Annotated in this window: 8 protein-coding genes; 1 reads left to right on the top strand and 7 read right to left on the bottom strand. The window is 35.3% G+C overall.

The window, feature by feature from the left end; genetic code table 11:
- Nucleotides 1-12: 12 nt before the first annotated feature.
- On the bottom strand, nt 13-5,538 hold the full coding sequence (locus tag DG435_RS14310; RefSeq protein WP_106792875.1) for an alpha-2-macroglobulin: 5,526 nt from the start codon (nt 5,536-5,538) through the stop codon (nt 13-15).
- A gap of 150 nt (nt 5,539-5,688) precedes the next feature.
- The gene (locus DG435_RS14305) at nt 5,689-6,621 is read right to left on the bottom strand and encodes a hypothetical protein (protein ID WP_106792876.1); all 933 of its coding nucleotides are present in this window, start codon (nt 6,619-6,621) and stop codon (nt 5,689-5,691) included.
- Between the two features lie 393 nt (nt 6,622-7,014).
- Between DG435_RS14305 and DG435_RS14300 the strand changes: the two genes are divergently transcribed.
- On the top strand, nt 7,015-7,200 hold the full coding sequence (locus DG435_RS14300; RefSeq protein ID WP_108840627.1) for a hypothetical protein: 186 nt from the start codon (nt 7,015-7,017) through the stop codon (nt 7,198-7,200).
- A 102-nt stretch (nt 7,201-7,302) separates the two neighbouring features.
- Here the strand turns inward: DG435_RS14300 and DG435_RS14295 are convergent, their stop codons facing one another.
- The 5 genes from DG435_RS14295 to DG435_RS14275 form a co-directional block, all read right to left on the bottom strand.
- On the bottom strand, nt 7,303-8,376 hold the full coding sequence (locus DG435_RS14295) for an isoaspartyl peptidase/L-asparaginase family protein (RefSeq protein ID WP_106792877.1): 1,074 nt from the start codon (nt 8,374-8,376) through the stop codon (nt 7,303-7,305).
- 2 nt (nt 8,377-8,378) lie between these two features.
- On the bottom strand, nt 8,379-9,362 hold the full coding sequence (locus DG435_RS14290; RefSeq protein ID WP_106792878.1) for a toll/interleukin-1 receptor domain-containing protein: 984 nt from the start codon (nt 9,360-9,362) through the stop codon (nt 8,379-8,381).
- 393 nt (nt 9,363-9,755) lie between these two features.
- A complete protein-coding gene (locus DG435_RS14285; protein WP_106792879.1) occupies nt 9,756-11,117 on the bottom strand; it encodes an ATP-binding protein in 1,362 nt (453 codons plus the stop codon).
- A gap of 116 nt (nt 11,118-11,233) precedes the next feature.
- A complete protein-coding gene (locus tag DG435_RS14280) occupies nt 11,234-12,409 on the bottom strand; it encodes a DUF4157 domain-containing protein (protein WP_106792880.1) in 1,176 nt (391 codons plus the stop codon).
- Between the two features lie 75 nt (nt 12,410-12,484).
- On the bottom strand, nt 12,485-17,893 hold the full coding sequence (locus DG435_RS14275) for a DUF4157 domain-containing protein (protein WP_106792881.1): 5,409 nt from the start codon (nt 17,891-17,893) through the stop codon (nt 12,485-12,487).
- Nucleotides 17,894-17,895 lie beyond the last annotated feature (2 nt).

Below are 17,895 nucleotides of genomic sequence, written 5' to 3'. Positions count from 1 at the left end.
AAATCAATTAATCTACTTCACCACTTCTACCCATTTCCCTTTACTTCTTACTAAATAATCATTATCATACATGGCTTCGCATTGGATACCTGGCAGATAGTATTTACCTAAGTAGGATGCATTTAATAAAATGGTCATTGTTTTACTTTCATTTGGTTTTAGGTCAAAATAGAAATTCACTCTATCATCACGAATATCAGTATGTGTTACAGCATTAGCTTTAAACGATCCAAAATCTGTAAATCGAGTATTGACTACTTCCCATCCTGATGGGAAAATTTCGGTCAATGCAATATCTTTTACTTTAGAACCTGTAGTATTAGTAATCGTTACTTCTGCCACAAAATCTGTTCCTTGGGTTAATAGAATTGGATTAATTATATTACCATCCCTGGTCTTATAATCTACAATTGCCTTAAACTTGCTTTGAATTACTTTTTCCTTACCAACAGGTAGAATTCCACTTGTTGCAATTTGTACAAAAATGGTGTTATCCTTATTGTTTTTAAGCACCAGTTTATTACTTTTTAAAATAGATATATCACCAGAAGTTGCCAATGTCTTGTTTGTATTAGCATTTGTTGATTTTCCGTTAAGAATATAGTTTACATTTACACCTTTTCCTCCAACATAGGTTGCATATTTTGCCATTGCCATTAATGCATAAGATGTAGTTTGCGTACTCATCCAATTTTTGGAAGATAATTCTTTAGCCAAATCCACTGCCACTTTCTGTGCCTTCACTTTTTGATCCAAAGCTACAAGTGTTTCTAGTGCCATTGCCCGATTTCGACTTGTAGATCCATAGGTGTAATGATTATTGTTTCTAGGTTGAAAATCAATATTTGCCGAATTAAGCAATTGGTTTGCAGCATTTGTCTGAGCAATTAGCCCATAAGCTGCCGCTAATCTCAATTTGGCATCATTAGACAATCCTGATGTCTCCCTTAACCTGTTCATTGATGACAGATCAGGGCTTCCGGCAAGTGCTAATGTATATAATCGATAAGCTTGTGCCAGGTCATTGTTACCACTTCTCCATCGTTTGGCTTGCTGCTGCTGATAATTAATCCAGTTACTTTTAAAACCTATTGGCAATACATACCCTTGTTTATTTGCTTCGAGCAAGAAATGACCAGCATAGGTAGTTCCCCAATCATTAGGGTTACTATATCCAGGCCAATATGACATCCCACCATTTGGTTGTATAAAACGTTTAAGTCTATACATAGCAGCTTCTATATTTTTCTGTATTCTTTGCTTTTTATCCGATGATAAATTGAAGACATCACCAAGATACAATTGTGGGAATGCTGCCGAAGTCGTTTGTTCAACACAACCGTGTGGATAACGAATCAGGTAGCTTAATCTACTTTCAAAATTCATTGGTGGTAATGATGAAAACTCAATCGTTGCACTGTTACTTCCATCAATTCCAAATGCTGCAAAGTCTACTTCCTGCTCACTATTGGGTTCTAGAACAATAGAGTTGACTTCTGTCGTTATTGGATTTGGGTTCACTATATTAATAGGAACTTTATATGATGCTTTTTCTCCACCGCCACTAGCCACTACTTCAATATCTGTAATAGAAGCTCCTTCTAGCACTTCGATATCAAAATAGACCATTTTCTCATCAGGTTGAGGAAACGATAGTTTTTGTTGCGTCTCGCCGATTACTGTAAATCCTTTGTTAGGTTTTAAGGTAACGGTTACGTTTTTTACTTTATTCTCCATCGCAAAAACGGTGACTGGTATTGTTACTTTTTCTCCTGGAGTAATTTTACGAGGAATTGAAGTCAGTACCATTAAAGGTTTACGTACTGGTGTTGTCTTATCTGCACTACCATAGGCCGCGTTTTCTGCATCTGAAGCCACTATCATGGTACGTACAGATCCAACATATTTTGGAATTTTAATTTTATGAGCACGCGTCTCGCCTTTTTTAAGTTCAAATGGCCCTTCAAAGACAACCATAGGTTTAAATCGGTTCGCTTTTTTTGATTTACTGCCTCCAGCTTCTGCATCACCTCCAATACTAAATACCTGATTGATACTTCCGCCGTAGGCTCCAATTACATCATCATATACATCCCAGGTTTTTACTCCAAGTGCTTCGCGAGCGTAAAAGCTATTCCAGGGGTTTGGTGTTTTAAACCGTGTTAGATCCAATAAACCCTCATCTACAATAGCAATAGAATATGTCATGGGTTTACCATTATTTTCTCCAACTTTCAGTGTAATCGTTTCTTCTGGTCGCAATACATCTGGCATTGTTAGTTTAGGTTGAACCTTGGTATTCGGATCTTCAACAGAAATTGGAACGATGCCATATAAACGTATTGGTAAATCGTTTGCTGTATCGGCATGTGGTTGTAGTAATGTGATATTAATATACACATTGGGAGTGTATAATTCATCGATCGGCAATTCGAACTTCGTTTCTCCTTTTTGAGGGGTTACCCATTGCGAAGATAGTACCTCGGTGCCATTTTCTACAGTTACTAATGCTCTTCCTCCTTCACTAGACGGAAAGGTTACAATAGCTTTCTCCCCAACATTATAGGTGTTTTTATCTGTTGAAAACAATAACATTGTTGCTGCAGAAGGGTCATTTTTACGTGATTTCCCAGCCCAGCCTGGCCAATCGATATACATTATTTTTCCGGTAGCATGCCCTCCATTTGGGTCTACCACTCTTACCAGATATCTTCCCCACTCTGGGTATTTTAATTCAAAATTGAAATTTGCTTTTCCACTATTGTTAGTTGTTACTTTGGTCTTAAATACTTCGTTATGATATGATCCTCTATTATAAGAAGACAGGTTATCTTCTGATGTATCCCACCACCATCTCCAATCGACTTTATATATAGAAACCTCAAGATTTTTGACTGATTTAGGATTTCCTTTATCATCTACAGAAACAACTTCAAAATTATGTTTTGTGTCCGTTAACAACATTCCTCGTGCTTTATCACCTTTAGGAACATTTACTCCTACATATGTACTATATGGTGAAAAATCTTTACTAATGACATCTGTACTAAAATCTCCTCCGTTTTCATATACTTTGGTAATAAAAGAGGCTTTTAACATTCCTGCAGCTTTATTTTCAAGTTTTGGTTTAAGGCTAAAACTTGCTTTTCCTTCGCCAGAAATTCGCCCCTGAAATACTTCCTGTTCTTCGGTTCCAAACTTGCGGGTTGGGTCATCAAAAACATATCCCGGGAAGGTTTTAAAACTGGTTTTACCTGGATTGAATCGAACATTGATATCCGTTTTCAGGTTTTTGGCAATCGCTCCGTGTAACCATAACACTTCGAGATTACCTTGTATGTTCTTATTAGCCCCCAGAACTTCATCATCAAAGGTAGTTTTGATTTTAAGGCGGTTGGGTTTTATGGTTTCAATTTTAAGTGTTTTGCTAAAACTAGCTCCTCCAACATTAACTTTGGCTTGCCAGTTACCGGTAGGTGCTTCATCAGAAGTATTTACAACAAACTTGTAGAAATTTTTGATACCATTAGTCTTTGTTTTCTGGTAGGTCACTTTACCGTATGGGTCACGTAATTCAAATTTTACCGGGTGTCCTTTTGGTAATTTATTTGCATTATCATTAAGCATAAAAGATAAAAATAAGGTGTCTCCAGGACGCCAAACACCACGTTCTCCGTAAATATATCCTTTGATTCCTTTTTGCAATCTTACTCCAGAAACATCAAATTTACTTACAGATAGTGCGTTTCCATCATTCAATTTTACATAGGTTTGTTGTTTTCCCGATTGGGCAATGGCAAAATATGCAGGGCGATCTGCATCAAAACCAGTTATTCCCTCTGCATCGGTAGTCGCCACTCCCATTTCTTGTTGCTGATAATTATAAAAAGTTACTTTTACATTTGATACAGGGCTAGTGGTAATAATATCATTAACCGTAACCATATATGCATTATTAAGTCCTTTCTTAACTACTACTCCCAGGTTAGAGGCTAATACATTTGCACTTATTTTTTTATCTCTAAAGTAAGAAGTGCTACATGGGTTCTCTCTTTCTTCCCAATTGTAGTCGTAATAATCATCATAATAGTATTGAGAGCTATCCCAAAAACTAGATTCCTCTTCTTCGTCATAATTATCTGTCAATTCATTAATCGGAGTATCATCTGCAGCTGCTCCGTCACATTTATACAGCGAATAGGCTTTTCGATAATTTAGTTCTACTCTATAGATTGCCCCAGGTTCTGGTGTAATCAACTTTTTTAAATCAATTGCAAAAGCATTCCATTTACTAAGATTTAAAGATGGATTTTCTTGAAGATTAATTAGTTTTTTGGCAATTGGTCTTGCTACACTTCTCAAATCACTAGAACCATTAAGGTTGTTGTTTTGTAAAAACTGAAGGACGTTATTTTCGAAGATTTTAACTACTTGTACCTCAACCGCGCGAAGGTTGATCGCTTCAAAATTAAATTTCAGATTATCTGAAGTAGGTAGAATCACTCCGCTTTGTAGTAAACGAATCTCTGGATTGGGTTGTTGGAAAGATACATTTTCGGTATATGTGTTCTTTAATTTATAATTATCTGTGCTTTTAATCCCTTCAAAAGCAGTCACCTCTAATGTTCCTTTAAGTTCTTGTTTGGGATATACTTTGAGCACATTTCCATTTACGGTATACTTTAAATTTTTCGCTCCAGAAATGGTTACTAAACCATTAAAATTTTGATTTTTCTTTAGTGGGTCAGAAAAATTAATTTCTACATATTGATTATCTACATTAGCAACCGAAACACTAATTATAGAAAAATTATTCTTCCCGGGTATGGCAAATACATCCTCGCCTTCGGTATCGATATCAAAAGATTTACCAGACCATTTAACGTTAACTTCAGAATCATCTTCAAAACGTTGAATACTATCAATTCTAAAACTAAACTGGCGACTTTTATCGATTGATTCGCTAAATTTTACAGCTATTTCCTTTCCTTTTTGTGATGCAGTAATAAGTTGTTTTGCTACATCAAATTTCATTTGATCACTTGATGTTATTGTTCCATCTATATATTGCCAATCTTTACTATACGACTGAAGGTTATCAGTAATTATAGAAAATTGTTGTTTTAATGTCTTTACAGTAAAAACAAATTCTTCATCAAGATCATCCTTAAGATCTTTAACTAATTCCTCGAGATCTAATGTAAAAGTATAAGCGGTATCTTCATCAAAACCTTCTTCTGGCTGAAAAGAAATAGTTCGGTTGTTTACAGCAATTATTTTACCTTTTACCTTTGGTGATACAGTGAGTATATCTTTTGGCAGTTCTTGATTATCATCCCAACCTTCTACTGGTGTTTGCAACACCACATATACATTATCCAAAACTGAAATTACCCCTGAAGATACATCTGAAATATATTCTTGATATTTGTTTAATTCTGAAGCATTTGCCTCAGCTATAGATTGATCATCTTTTTTCTTACAAGAAAATACAAGTGTTACAAAAAGTAACAGATAGAGAATTCGCGATAATTTCATATTAGTCGATGTTTAGCGGATTAAAGGTAGTAATTATTTAACTGTATTCTACACTATCTTAACCTGCTTAATATTGTAAATTTCAATTCTATTATTTAATCCGTTTTTTAGTCTATTTTTTTGATCCTCATCCAACATTTCTACATTCATTTATTTACAATTAACCTGGAAAATAGGTTTATCTTCGATTTTGAAATTATCTGATTTGGTATAGTTCCCAGAACATAATTCATACTTATAGATGATCGACATATCAAAAAATGCTTCATCATCTATTCTATTTTCATTTCCTTCTTTATAAAATTCTAGATCAATATATGCTTGTTTTTCTTTATCAAAAACATGGTTTGCATTGATATCCTCTTTAAAGTGGTTATATGAGGGGTTATAAAGGAGTACAGTTTCAGAAGTATTCTTATTGGCTATTGCTCTAATAAATTCTATGTCTTCTCCTTCTGTCGGCAAAGGACGTTTTTCTGAATATTCGTTTTCATCTATATATAATTTATTTCCTTTTAACATGGCATAAAAAGGGTATGCCTCATTTTCTCTAGTAAAAAAATAAGCAATAAAATCATTAAGCCCTTTTATATTAAAATCAATTATTGCAGTATTCATTCCTTCATTTATGGTCATAAAAGAAATCATATCGGTATTCTTTTTAAAAGTTTCTACGTATGGATAGCCAAAACAGTTAGCTTCATCATTAAATACCTGTTTCATTACATAGTGGTCATCTTTTGATTTTTTCAAACTCACGAAACTTCGTGATTCTTCAAACCCCATAAAAGAGATTTTTAAACTATCTTTAATCTTTTTATTATATCTCCCATAAAGTTCGAATTCGTTTTTTTTGGTATTTGGGGTAAACAAAAAGGTATGATCTCTATCTAAACGCCACTCTCCTATCTGCGCACCTCCAAAATATGTAATTACAAATTTGCCATTTTCTAAAACGAATAGATGACTTCCTCCTTCTGGAGAATGAGAGCCTAATGCATACAAACCGATTATATCTTCCTTATTTTGGGCCATACCTATGTTCATCATACAAATTATTACAAAAACCAATATTTTTTTCATTAGTCTATCATTTATAGTAGTGTAATCATTTGATAAAAGTAATTAGATTTTTGACCTCGTTTCCCCCTGAAAATAGTGAATTTGGCACCCCTTGTTTTCAGTAAATACTAAAAAATTATACATTAAAAATATTTAATGTTTTAAAAACTTTCTTTGCTATTTTCTTTTGAATAAGTTGAAGTCATTACTATTGAAAATCTGTAGTTATGATCTTTTCTTCACCTATTAATTTTGTGTTAAAGAGAAAGTTGCTCTTTTCAAAAACTATAACTTTAGTAATATTAACCATTTAATATATTTATATCACAGCTATAAAAATTACACTAAACAAAATAGACAAATACTATGAATGTCTATAAATAGTCGTAGGAATATAATCTTAAAACTCTAATTATGTTAAAAAAAATTTCAAATTTAGGTGAAGCTTTAAGTAAAGCTCAACAAAAACAAGTTAATGGAGGAAGAGAACCTGACGGAGGTTGCAGAAGGTATGAATGGCATCCTGTTAAACGATGCTGTTGGTCTGATCATTATAATTGTTGTGATGGGACTCCAGAATGTCCAGCTCCATTGCTATAAAATTTGATAGTATCGTTTTAATAAAAAAGGAGAACGGTATCGTTCTCCTTTTTATATTTTTTGTATGCATTTTATAGACTGAATATCAACAATTATATTCTACTATTCCTCTTTATAAATTCCTATAGCAAGTTCTCCAGTGGCATTCATTGTGGCACGATACATTCCTGCGGTATTAAATTCCATCGTTACATTTCCTTTATTATCAATTGCTACAATCCCTCCTGTACCTCCAAGATCAGTTAGTTTTTTCTGTATCACCTCTTTTGAAGCTTCCTGAAGAGAGAGCCCTTTATATTCCATTAATGCCGAAATATCATGTGCTACCATCGCTCGTATAAAATATTCCCCCCATCCTGTACTTGATACTGCGCAGGTAGCGTTATTGGCATATGTTCCTGCACCAATAATTGGTGAATCTCCTATACGATTCCATTTTTTATTGGTCATCCCACCTGTAGAGGTTCCTGCGGCCAAATTTCCATTTTTATCTAGTGCTGCACAACCCACCGTTCCGAATTTAGAATCTTTTATAAACGGATCATAAAAAGCGGTTGTTTTATTAGCTTCTTTGTTTTTCAATTTTTCTTTTACCCTCTCCAGCGATTTCATTCTGTCTTCTGTAAAGAAATATGCAGGATCAACAATCTCCAGATTTCTTTCTTTAGCAAACAATTCGGCTCCACTACCTGATAATAGCACGTGAGGAGAATTAAGCATTACTTCTCTGGCTAGATTGATTGGGTTTTTAATTGTTTTAACTCCTGCTACTGCTCCAGCATTTAGGTTACTACCATCCATGATAGAAGCATCCAGTTCGTTAGTCCCTTCATTAGTAAATACTGCTCCTTTACCTGCATTAAATAATGGAGAATTCTCAAGAACGTTTATTGTTTTTTCAACCGCTTCAAGGCTTGTTCCTCCATTTTTAAGAATGGTATGTCCTACTTTTATTGCTTCTTCAAGTTTAGCTTTGTAAGCCGCTTCTTTTTCTGGAGTCATGTTCTTTTTCAAGATAGTTCCTGCTCCACCATGAATTACAATTCCAAACCTATCTTCTGGCTTTTTAATTTCCTCCTTAGCAGTTTCAACAATAGGTGTTTCTGCTGTTTCCTTTGGCTGTTCTTTACATGCCAAAAACAAAATAAAACTAAAAAAGATGATTACTCTTTTCATAATTAAGATAATTTGTGTTTACAATAATCGATTAAAGCGATTCTCCCTTGAAAGAATCTGAAGGTTAAATGTATACTATTTCCACCATTATCTTCCAAAGTTATTGATTTATTTAACTCAATATCATAGGGTTGATGCTGTCCTCCTTCGATGGCTATGTTATCAGCATATAATGATATCTTGTTGTTTGATTTTAACACAGGTTTTATCCGACCCATAATTCCTGGTGTTTCGCCAGATTTATTAAGGATTATAGATCCCGATCCTTTTGATTTTTCAACAGTTACTTCTATGTCTTCCTTTGGGTTAATATCTTTAAACAGTACTGCAGGATATTCTGGATGTGCAATAAGCACCGTATATAATTTACGTGTTCGAATAATAAAATGTGCAAGACCTTTTTCATCAGAAAACCCTTCAAGATATGTAGAATTATTAGCCACCAATACTACTTTGGCATTTTTAATCGATTCTTCTTTTTCATTTACTATTTTAATAGTAAAAATGAAAGGTTTTGGATTAATCAGGGTAGAGATCTTTGACCATTTGCCTTTCAAAAAAGTTTGATCTTTTTTTAATTTTTTTTCGATCAGCCCAGCAAATTCGTCTGGACTTCTATCTTTTAAGTTGATATACCCTACTGTTTTCAATAACCCGGGAATCTCTGTATCGTCAAATCTAGCTGGCAAAATATATTCTCTACTTTCCTGAAATGCTCTTGCCTGCATAGAGGCTCTCTCATGGTTTGTCCATAATTTTTGATTGTAAAACCCAGATATAAATAATACCGTATATCTTGCCCTGTTTTGATAAATCTCGGATAAATACTCATATAAGTTTTTACCCCATAAGTTTGTTTCTTCAAACAGGTCATAAAATACCTTGATCCCTCTTACCCTAAGGCTATTCGCAACCTCTTCTACATATGCTCTATTCTCTCCAGCAAAAGAAAGCGCAACATCATATTCATAATTCTTGTTTTTCATCACTGACTTCTTTTTCTTTTTAACCTAAAACTGACTAATTCTTACTAAAAAACCGCTATTACAAAATTACTTTGTTTATTTGGAATATTTCCAATTTTGATAGGAAATATTCCAACAAAAGTTTTACTTTTAAACCGTAAAAAGAGGCGTATTTAAAACTATGAAGTCACTGATAATAAAGGATAAAAAGCTGTAGCTATTCTGGTTATTTATGTCAGCTAGAGATATGAAATAACTCGATTACGAGGGAATTAAGAAAGATCTTATCGAACTATCATCTTGGGATTTTCGACTTTACTCGTAACAAGCTGGTGGAGGTAATATTTTTATACATTTGGCCAGGTATGAATTCTGTTGGACTTGAAGTGAATGTAGTATATTTAATAACTGCTTTTAATATGAGAACGTCTTATCTTGCTTTTTAAGCTCTTTCTTAATTCCTTCGTAAATATCATTCTTAAATATTACATTTTCTTTCCTTGAATATGCTTTTAAAGTAGCATAATACATTACATTAATAATATCTGCACCTGTAATTTCGTATTTGTCTGCAATTTCTTTCCAGTCCATATCACTATTACATTTCATATCATTTGGAATACTCTGCACCCACAACTTGTATCTTTCTGCTGTTCCTGGCATAGGGAAATGAATAATGTTATGAAACCGTCTTAAAAAGGCGTCATCTATATTATTTTTGAAATTCGACGCTAGAATTAAAAGTCCTTCAAAGTCTTCTATACGCTGTAATAAATAAGAAACTTCTTGATTTGCTGCTCTATCATTAGAAGTATTAACCCCAACTCTTTTATGAAATAGCGCATCTGCTTCATCAAAAAATAAAATCCAACGTTTACGCTCTGCTCTTGAAAATACTAATTCGATATGTTTTTCGGTTTCACCGATATATTTTGATATTACCAATGATAAGTCAATTCTATATACCGGAATATCAAACTTATTTCCCAGTAAAGATGCGGTTAGAGTTTTTCCAGTTCCTGGTTTACCGTAAAAGAGGACTCGGTATCCTGGTTTGATTTTCCTTCCAAATGTTGGGTCTTTGAGTACCTTATCATGATGATTCATCCAAACTTGAATATCATTAATTTGATCTCTGGTTTGAGGATGCAATACCAAATCCTCCCATAACATAGAGGTAGAAATTTTACGTGCCGGAAATTCTATACTATGAACCGGCGCGGCTTCTTGACCTAGCAAAATTAACTCCAGCCAATCTGCATCTGGTGTGAGGCGCCCACTCATATTAGGTTCCTTATTTGACACCGAATCTACCTGTAATAATCCGTATTTGGCAAATAATGCATCGCTACCAAATATTTTCTGAAAGTGTAACCTTTTGGAGATGTCCATACCTGCCAATAAAAAAAGTGCAGTTTCTCCGGTAGGTAAAATACCTCGATGATGTTGTCCTTTTACTCCTCCAAAAGCTATGAATTCACCACCTTGTGGGAGTGCTTGAGCCATAACATCTTCCAAAAAACCAGGTCTAACATAGGGAGAAATACTCAACAAGAGTACCAGTTTCTCCTCAAATGAAAAAGCATCGTTTACTTGTAAGACCTTATCCAAAGCAGGTATAAATGAAAGATCGTTATACTTTGTTAGATCAATTTCTGAATTTTTATCTGTTGTAGTAATTCGGTCTATTAATATTTTTCCTAATGAATCGAGACACTTATCAAAATCATCTTCATACGAGGGAACTATCTTAAGATTACCTTTTATTCTTTGCATATCCTAATATGTATAAGTGTATTACTACTTTTTGACAATGTAGAGCATGCCATTGTTGACACATATTTTGTTCAAGATACTGCATATTTGATAGTTAAAAAAGAGTGTTTTACCCCTTATTGTTCTGCATCTGGTGCAGGAGCAGGAGTTGATTCATCTTCACAATCCAAATCTACAGCAACGTGAAATGGGTCCAAAGCATCGCTAGCTGCCTGTACCGTTGTTTCTCTTGAAGCAGCATTCATACGATGTAAATTCTCTACATACTCCTGGATACCTGCACTACACCCAGTGTAATCAATAGGTAATGTTACACTACCATTATACTGACTAAAAGCAGTTACATGATCTTGCTCATGAGGTTCTAAAACATTATCAATTGCATTTCTCACTCTTTCATGTTGACACTCTGTTAACCCCTCAGGAACATCTGGTAAAGTAATGTTAGTAGACACACTATAGTCTACTTGTAATTGCCCCGTATAGTGCCAGCAATCCCCATCTGCGCAATTTACACAATCTTCTGAAGTTGTTCTACGCAGGTTTCTTGTTGTACCTGTGCCTCCATCAAAAGTCGCATCTGTTTTTCCTTCAAAAGTTACAGAGTTTGCATAAGCTGTTTTTGTAAAAACTTTGCCAAAAGTTTGAAAATCCGGAATACTTTCTGGCACCAACACCATTTCCTCCTCTTGCTCGGCCTCTTTTTCCATTGTTTCCGAATCTGCTGCTGAGTTTTGTTTTACCCCTTCTTCTATAGTTGGTTCTGCAACTTCTTCCTCTTCTTTCGCTGCCGGTTCTGTGGTATCTTCTTCTGGCATCATCTGGATTTTATGTTTTCCATTCTTTTGTTGCTGGATATGTTTTAATTCGTGTGCCAGCAATTGTTTACCTTCTAGGCTTCCTTCTTTATAATATTCCCCATTCAGTACAATATGATTTTGCCAAGCAAAAGCTTTGGCTCCAATCTCTTTGGCTGCACTGGCCGATTCTTTATCGTTATGCAATTTTACATCTCCAAAATTATCATGCATTCTGCTTTCGAAAAACGTTCGATTGTTTTTTGATAACGAATTTCCTTTACCATTGATATTATTCATATAATGGCCAAAGAAACTCTTAGAAACCGTGGTTGATTGTCCATCAGATTTCTTTTGTACTTCTTTTTTTTCTTTGTCTTCACATTTTTCACATTTGCGTTGTACTTGTGATTCAAAGAAATTATCGTTTTGTTGCTTCTTCTTAGAAGGTTGTTGTTTTTTCATCCTTCTTTTCCTAAATGATTTATTTTTCATGGTTGTATCTCTTTAATAATTCACTGTTTATAATTTAATAATATTCCAACTAAGGATCATATTTGTCCTACTTACTTAATTTAATGTCACATTCGAAGCATTACTTAATGTTGCAACTGCAGATATTAAACCATCTTTGGTTGCACCATTATAGGTTTCTTCAATTTCACTACTGATTTGATCATACCGAGTTAAACTACCAATCTTACTTACTATTTCTTTTATAATAGTTGCGTTATCTAATGAAATTGGAGTATTTGTGGCAATTTTTTCTGCAGTATCAGATTTCAATTTCACCTTTTCTTTTGGTGGGGCATCCCCTAGTTCATAATTAGATAATTCAAGATCCACGGTATTCTCAATGGATAACCCACTTTGAATATTCTTTTTCACAGTTATACCGTCTTTCTCTAACAGGTCTGCACTAACTGTTAGTCCTTTGGCTACCTGTTTCTCGGCTTTTCTTAGTGTCACCATATCCTCATGTAAAGATGGATCTATGTTTGCAGCATTCATTTGTTCGGCATTTGGAATATCTACTGAAAGTCCATAATTAGCAGTAATTACATATTTTATAACTTGTTTTGATTCTACGACCTCTTTAAGAAGTGTTTCAGTAGTATTTAAGTGGTTTTTGTTTCCTTTAACTGAAAGAGGGGTCATATTTTTCCATTTCCCTGGTCCGTGTAAATTGTCATTTAATAGATGTCCTCTAACATAGTATAAACTTCCTCCATTTTTTCTTTTCCTTAAATCTTCCCATACAGAGTTTGTCTCACCTGGAACCGAGCCACCCTCGCCTTTTTTACTCAAAACTTTTGCTGTTGTTGTACCACCCATTTTTACACCACCTCGGGTTTCTTCACTATAACTAATTTCAGATTTAGGTAATTCTCCTGTTGTATCAAATAGAATTTCCATCTGTTTGCTTAACTTTTCAAAGAAGCTTTTTATATCTTTTGCCTTTTTCTCTTTATTCTTTTCAGTTTCTTGTTTTGTTGCCCCTTCAACCTTATCCGTTCTTCTTTTGTTAATTTTCTCAGAAATATTCTTGGCCTCTGTTTTTGCTTTTTCCTGATCACTTCCTGCTTTTACTTCAACCGTATTTAAAAATTCAATTACCGTTGTGGGCTGGCTAGCAACCATAAGTTTAGCATTTGCCTCAGTTCCTTCAAAATAAATATTATGTTGTTTTCCTTCTCCATCTTTAAAACCTTTCTTCACTTTCCACCAAGAAACGAGTTTTGCGATTGCTCCTTTAACCTTCTCCTTACCTTTCTCAACAATACCTTCTCCAAACTCGATAGCTTTAAGTACTCCATTAATAATTGGCATTCCTATTTTTAACGCTTTTGCGACTAACCAATCGATGCCTTCTGTTATTTTTTCTCTTATCTTACCAATGATCTCTGCCAATTTTTTACCAATATCGCCTAGTCCGACTTGATTTGCCAGGAAGCCGATCAATACCGGAACTCCTTTTGCCATGGCTCCTTCTAGATAATCAGCTGCTACTTTAATATTACCGGCTGCAATTTCTGCCACACCATTGACAAATGAATTTAAGATCTCAAGCATTGCCTTAAGATGCTCAATAAAGGATTGGATCGCTTTATAAATAGCTATTACACTATTAATCACTGCCATGATTCCCGTTGGATCTAACATGCTCAGTAACTTGGTAATTACCGATTCTATGACCTTAGTCATGATCCAATTTTTGGCAGCATCCAACACCATATTCCATAACTCACTTAATTTCTCCTGCACATATTCCCAAATAGCAATTGGTCCTCTTTTGATGACATCTTTTACAAAAGCCCATATACCCGTTAATTTGTCTATAGCACCTTTGATTTTGGCTACTTTCTCTGCACCTATTTGCTCGGTTAATTTGATCCATACGCGCTCCATAATTTTATCTACACTTATACCCAAAATCTCAAGCACAAGATTAAGTATACTTTTGAAACTGAAATCAGGAGGCATTTTAATACCTAGACCACCCAGGGAGCCAAATAACCAGGTAGCTAATCCACTCATTAAATGTTTGAGGATATTATCAAAGAACTGTACAAAACCTTGCTTGATACCTTTAAGTATATTTTTCAAGAATCCAATAGGATCGCGTTTTATGTTACCAAAGGCCTCGAGAGAACGTTGTATAATATTGTTAACCGTATCAAACGGGAAGTTCATCGCAATAAGCATTATTTCAATGGCAATTTTTACAATAGTGATGATAAACTTCACAAGTCGTATTACTGGTGATTTGAAGGTGTTAAAAATTTTCACGAAAACGCCTGGTGGATTAAGGAAGTCTTTCCAACTCATCGACTCCCATAAACTTGTGAAGAGTCCGAGAACATATTCGACCGTGAATCCAAGACGCTTGACTGCTTTGCTAACCTTTTGCGTCATTTGATCAATTTTCCCGCTTTCCTTCATTTGCTGGAACTGTGCTTCTCCGCCATCCATAAGGCTAAAGAATCCACGAATGATATTCTCTGTATTTCTTCTTACCTTAGCACTTGTAAACGGATCTTTACCAATCAATACGGTTACCAGGAAGTAGCCTCTCTGTTTCTTAGCAAAATCACTTAATTTTGCTACTAATACCTCCCTTAATAGTGCTAATAATTCTATCATTGCATCCGTGATAAAAGATCCAATTCGTTCTATCGGTGTTGTAAATGCTTCTGCTATTTTATTAAATGTTTCTATTGGAGTAAAAAGTGATTTAAACGAAATGAGCTCCCAAGCGGTACTAAAAATATTTTTAACATCAGAAACCAAAGAGAGCATTAGATTAATACTTCTATCGATCCAGCCTGCGCATTTTTCGAAGATGCCATTTTCTAGCATTTGACGTTTGATTTGTGCTCCTCGATCTCCTAACACTTTTAACCCTGCATTCAGAATATTAGTACCATTTCGATCAACTTGTTTCTTGGTGATTGGGTCTTCACCAAGTAATACTGTCAACAGATCATAAGCATTTGGGAAATATTTCTTAACCACGGTTACCAGATTGGTAACAGCAATATCTTTGACCGTACTCAGGAAATCCTTTCCTACATCATCCACAAATGAAACAACCTGTGTAACAATAGATTGAAATAAGCTTGCTACATCATTCATAACCCGTTCTGGATTACCGACATCTTTGATACTTAACCTATTCCAGAAATTAGCGAACTTCGATTTTACACTTTCTATAAGGCCAGAAAAACGTTTTACAGAATCGAATAACCAATTTGCTACCGGATTTGTAGCTTTGAAATAATCCAATACCCATTTCACGGTATCCCCTCCTATTGGAATAATATCCAATACTGCATCTAATAATGTAAGTGGCGTTTTATTTACTTTGGTGCCTTTAATCGGGTCTTTACCCATAATATAGGTCAATAGAGTATATCCTGGGATTTCCCCAACGAAATCCAGCACCTTATCGATCAAGAAGTCTTTGGCTTTATCGATTCCTTCTTCTATAAGGTCTGCCATATCCGAGGCTAGTCCCGATACTGCATTCCATGCATCACCGAGCCATCCACCTTGTATCATTGGACCATTAGATTTGGTCTTTACCTGACTGGCTAGAGAAGATTCTGTTTTAGTTTGTATATCTGCAGGGGCATCATCAGATTCATACTCTACTCCGTTTGAAGCAAAGCCTCCTGGGCTACCAATTTCAGTTCTCTGTATCGTTTCATCTCCTTCTTCTTTTTCTGACTCTTCAGATTTTGCCTGAAGCATTTCTTCATCTTTCTCTTCTTTCTGGTCGTTTTCAGGTTTGGTCTGGATTTCATCTTCTTCCTCTTCTTTCTTCGCTGTATCCTTTTTGGTTTGGATTTCTTCTTCCTTCTGGTCCCCTTCTGGTTTAGCCTGGATTTCTTCCTCTTCGTTTTCGTTCTCAGCTTTTCGGTTTACACCATACTTAAGTTTAAGCAGTTCTTCCAAGGTTTTAGGTTTAGTATCCTTATCACCATGTTCCGGATCTCTAAGATTACCTGTTTTTGCAACCAATGGATTAAAGAAAGCGTGCCAGTTACTTAAATCATGAGTTTGCACTTGTATTTCACCACCTAAATTATCATCCCCTGCAGTATTACCATTGACGCTTTTCACCCTATTGGCGCCTTCCATACCAACTACTAAACCATAATGAGAACGTTCTTTCTTATATGCTATATCACCGGGTTTAGGAGTATGTCCAGGGGAGTAAGCGGCTTCTGGTGGTATAAATGATTTACCTAATTGCCATTTGGGCATAGGTATTCCTGATTTGTTAAGTGCCCAGAAGGCAAAAATACCACACCAACTTGGCATGACATCTCGCATACCAACTCCATTAGTAATCCCATCTGCCATCTTAATAGCTCCACGAAATTCTGATTTCTTTTTAATACTCTGTTTAGGAACTATATTCTTTTCTCCAGTAGGTTGTGAAACTATTTTGTCTTTCCCAAAGGTGGTTTCAAAGTATTCCATTAGTCTTTCCCAACCATAACGGTATCCGTCAGCACCTTCCTTATTGGCAATAACTTTTCCTTTTTCGCCCTCTGCGAGTTCTACAGCTTTTGTTAATTGTGGTGCTACTTGTCTTTGAAGAATAGACTTTTTCTGTACAGCAGTGAATGCATGTTTTCGCTGTACTTTGGATTGGGCAACGGGAGATGCCCCCTGCTGAATGGTATGTGTTAACTCATGCGCAAGTAAAGTCTTACCGGAACTTGAATCCGGATCATATTTCCCGCTATTAAAATAGACATGATTTCCGTAAGTAAAAGCATGTGCATTTACTTGCTTACTCATCTGCTGAGCGCTCGTGTCAGTATGTATTTTTACTGCACTAAAATCTGCCCCGAAGCGGGATTCCATAAAACTACTGACTGGCTTAGACATTGGCCGGCCACCTGAAGTTGAATTGTGCAACTGGTTCTGAAATCGCACACCCGTTGCGGGCGGACCGCGACCACTTCTTTGTATAACATCTGAATGATACATAGAAGTTGATCGCTCATTCGAATATCTCTGCAAGGATTCTTCCTCATCATCAGATGATGCTTGCATATCTGTATTATCTTCTCTTTGTATAAAAGTGTATTGCTTGGTTTGTATAGAAGGGGATTCTTCCTGTTCTTCGTCTGCCATTCTTTGTACAGAAATAGCCGCTGTCTGGATGGTTTCCTCTTCTTCTTTTTCTTCTTCCTGACGTTGAACTTCAGGAGGTGCAGTATTTTGTAGACCCATTTGTTGATCTGGCATATTTACTACTCGTTCTGCTACGAGATCTGCTTCTTTTTCATAAACATCATTGGGTTTATTTACTCGTAATTTGGTTTGAATAGCAGGCTGAAAAAAGGTAGATTCTGGCGTAGTTGTCCTCTGCTCTTTTTGAGATCCAAAAAAAGTTTGTTCTGTTTTGCGTTGTACGCTTACAGAAGGTTTTGCCGTTTTATCTGCTGTTGTAGAAAACAAAT

This window comes from Aquimarina sp. Aq78, from assembly GCF_900299525.1.
GTDB lineage: Bacteria > Bacteroidota > Bacteroidia > Flavobacteriales > Flavobacteriaceae > Aquimarina.
The sequence above is the reverse complement of the archived record's forward strand: the minus strand, read 5'-3'. Positions and strand labels throughout refer to the sequence as shown.

Bases quoted from the DNA above. Each gene is read 5' to 3' on its own strand.
- DG435_RS14310 (WP_106792875.1), bottom strand. From the start codon at position 5,538: ATGAAATTATCGCGAATTCTCTATCTGTTACTTTTTGTAACACTTGTA.
- DG435_RS14305 (WP_106792876.1), bottom strand. From the start codon at position 6,621: ATGAAAAAAATATTGGTTTTTGTAATAATTTGTATGATGAACATAGGT.
- DG435_RS14300 (WP_108840627.1), top strand. From the start codon at position 7,015: ATGTTAAAAAAAATTTCAAATTTAGGTGAAGCTTTAAGTAAAGCTCAA.
- DG435_RS14295 (WP_106792877.1), bottom strand. From the start codon at position 8,376: ATGAAAAGAGTAATCATCTTTTTTAGTTTTATTTTGTTTTTGGCATGT.
- DG435_RS14290 (WP_106792878.1), bottom strand. From the start codon at position 9,362: ATGAAAAACAAGAATTATGAATATGATGTTGCGCTTTCTTTTGCTGGA.
- DG435_RS14285 (WP_106792879.1), bottom strand. From the start codon at position 11,117: ATGCAAAGAATAAAAGGTAATCTTAAGATAGTTCCCTCGTATGAAGAT.
- DG435_RS14280 (WP_106792880.1), bottom strand. From the start codon at position 12,409: ATGAAAAATAAATCATTTAGGAAAAGAAGGATGAAAAAACAACAACCT.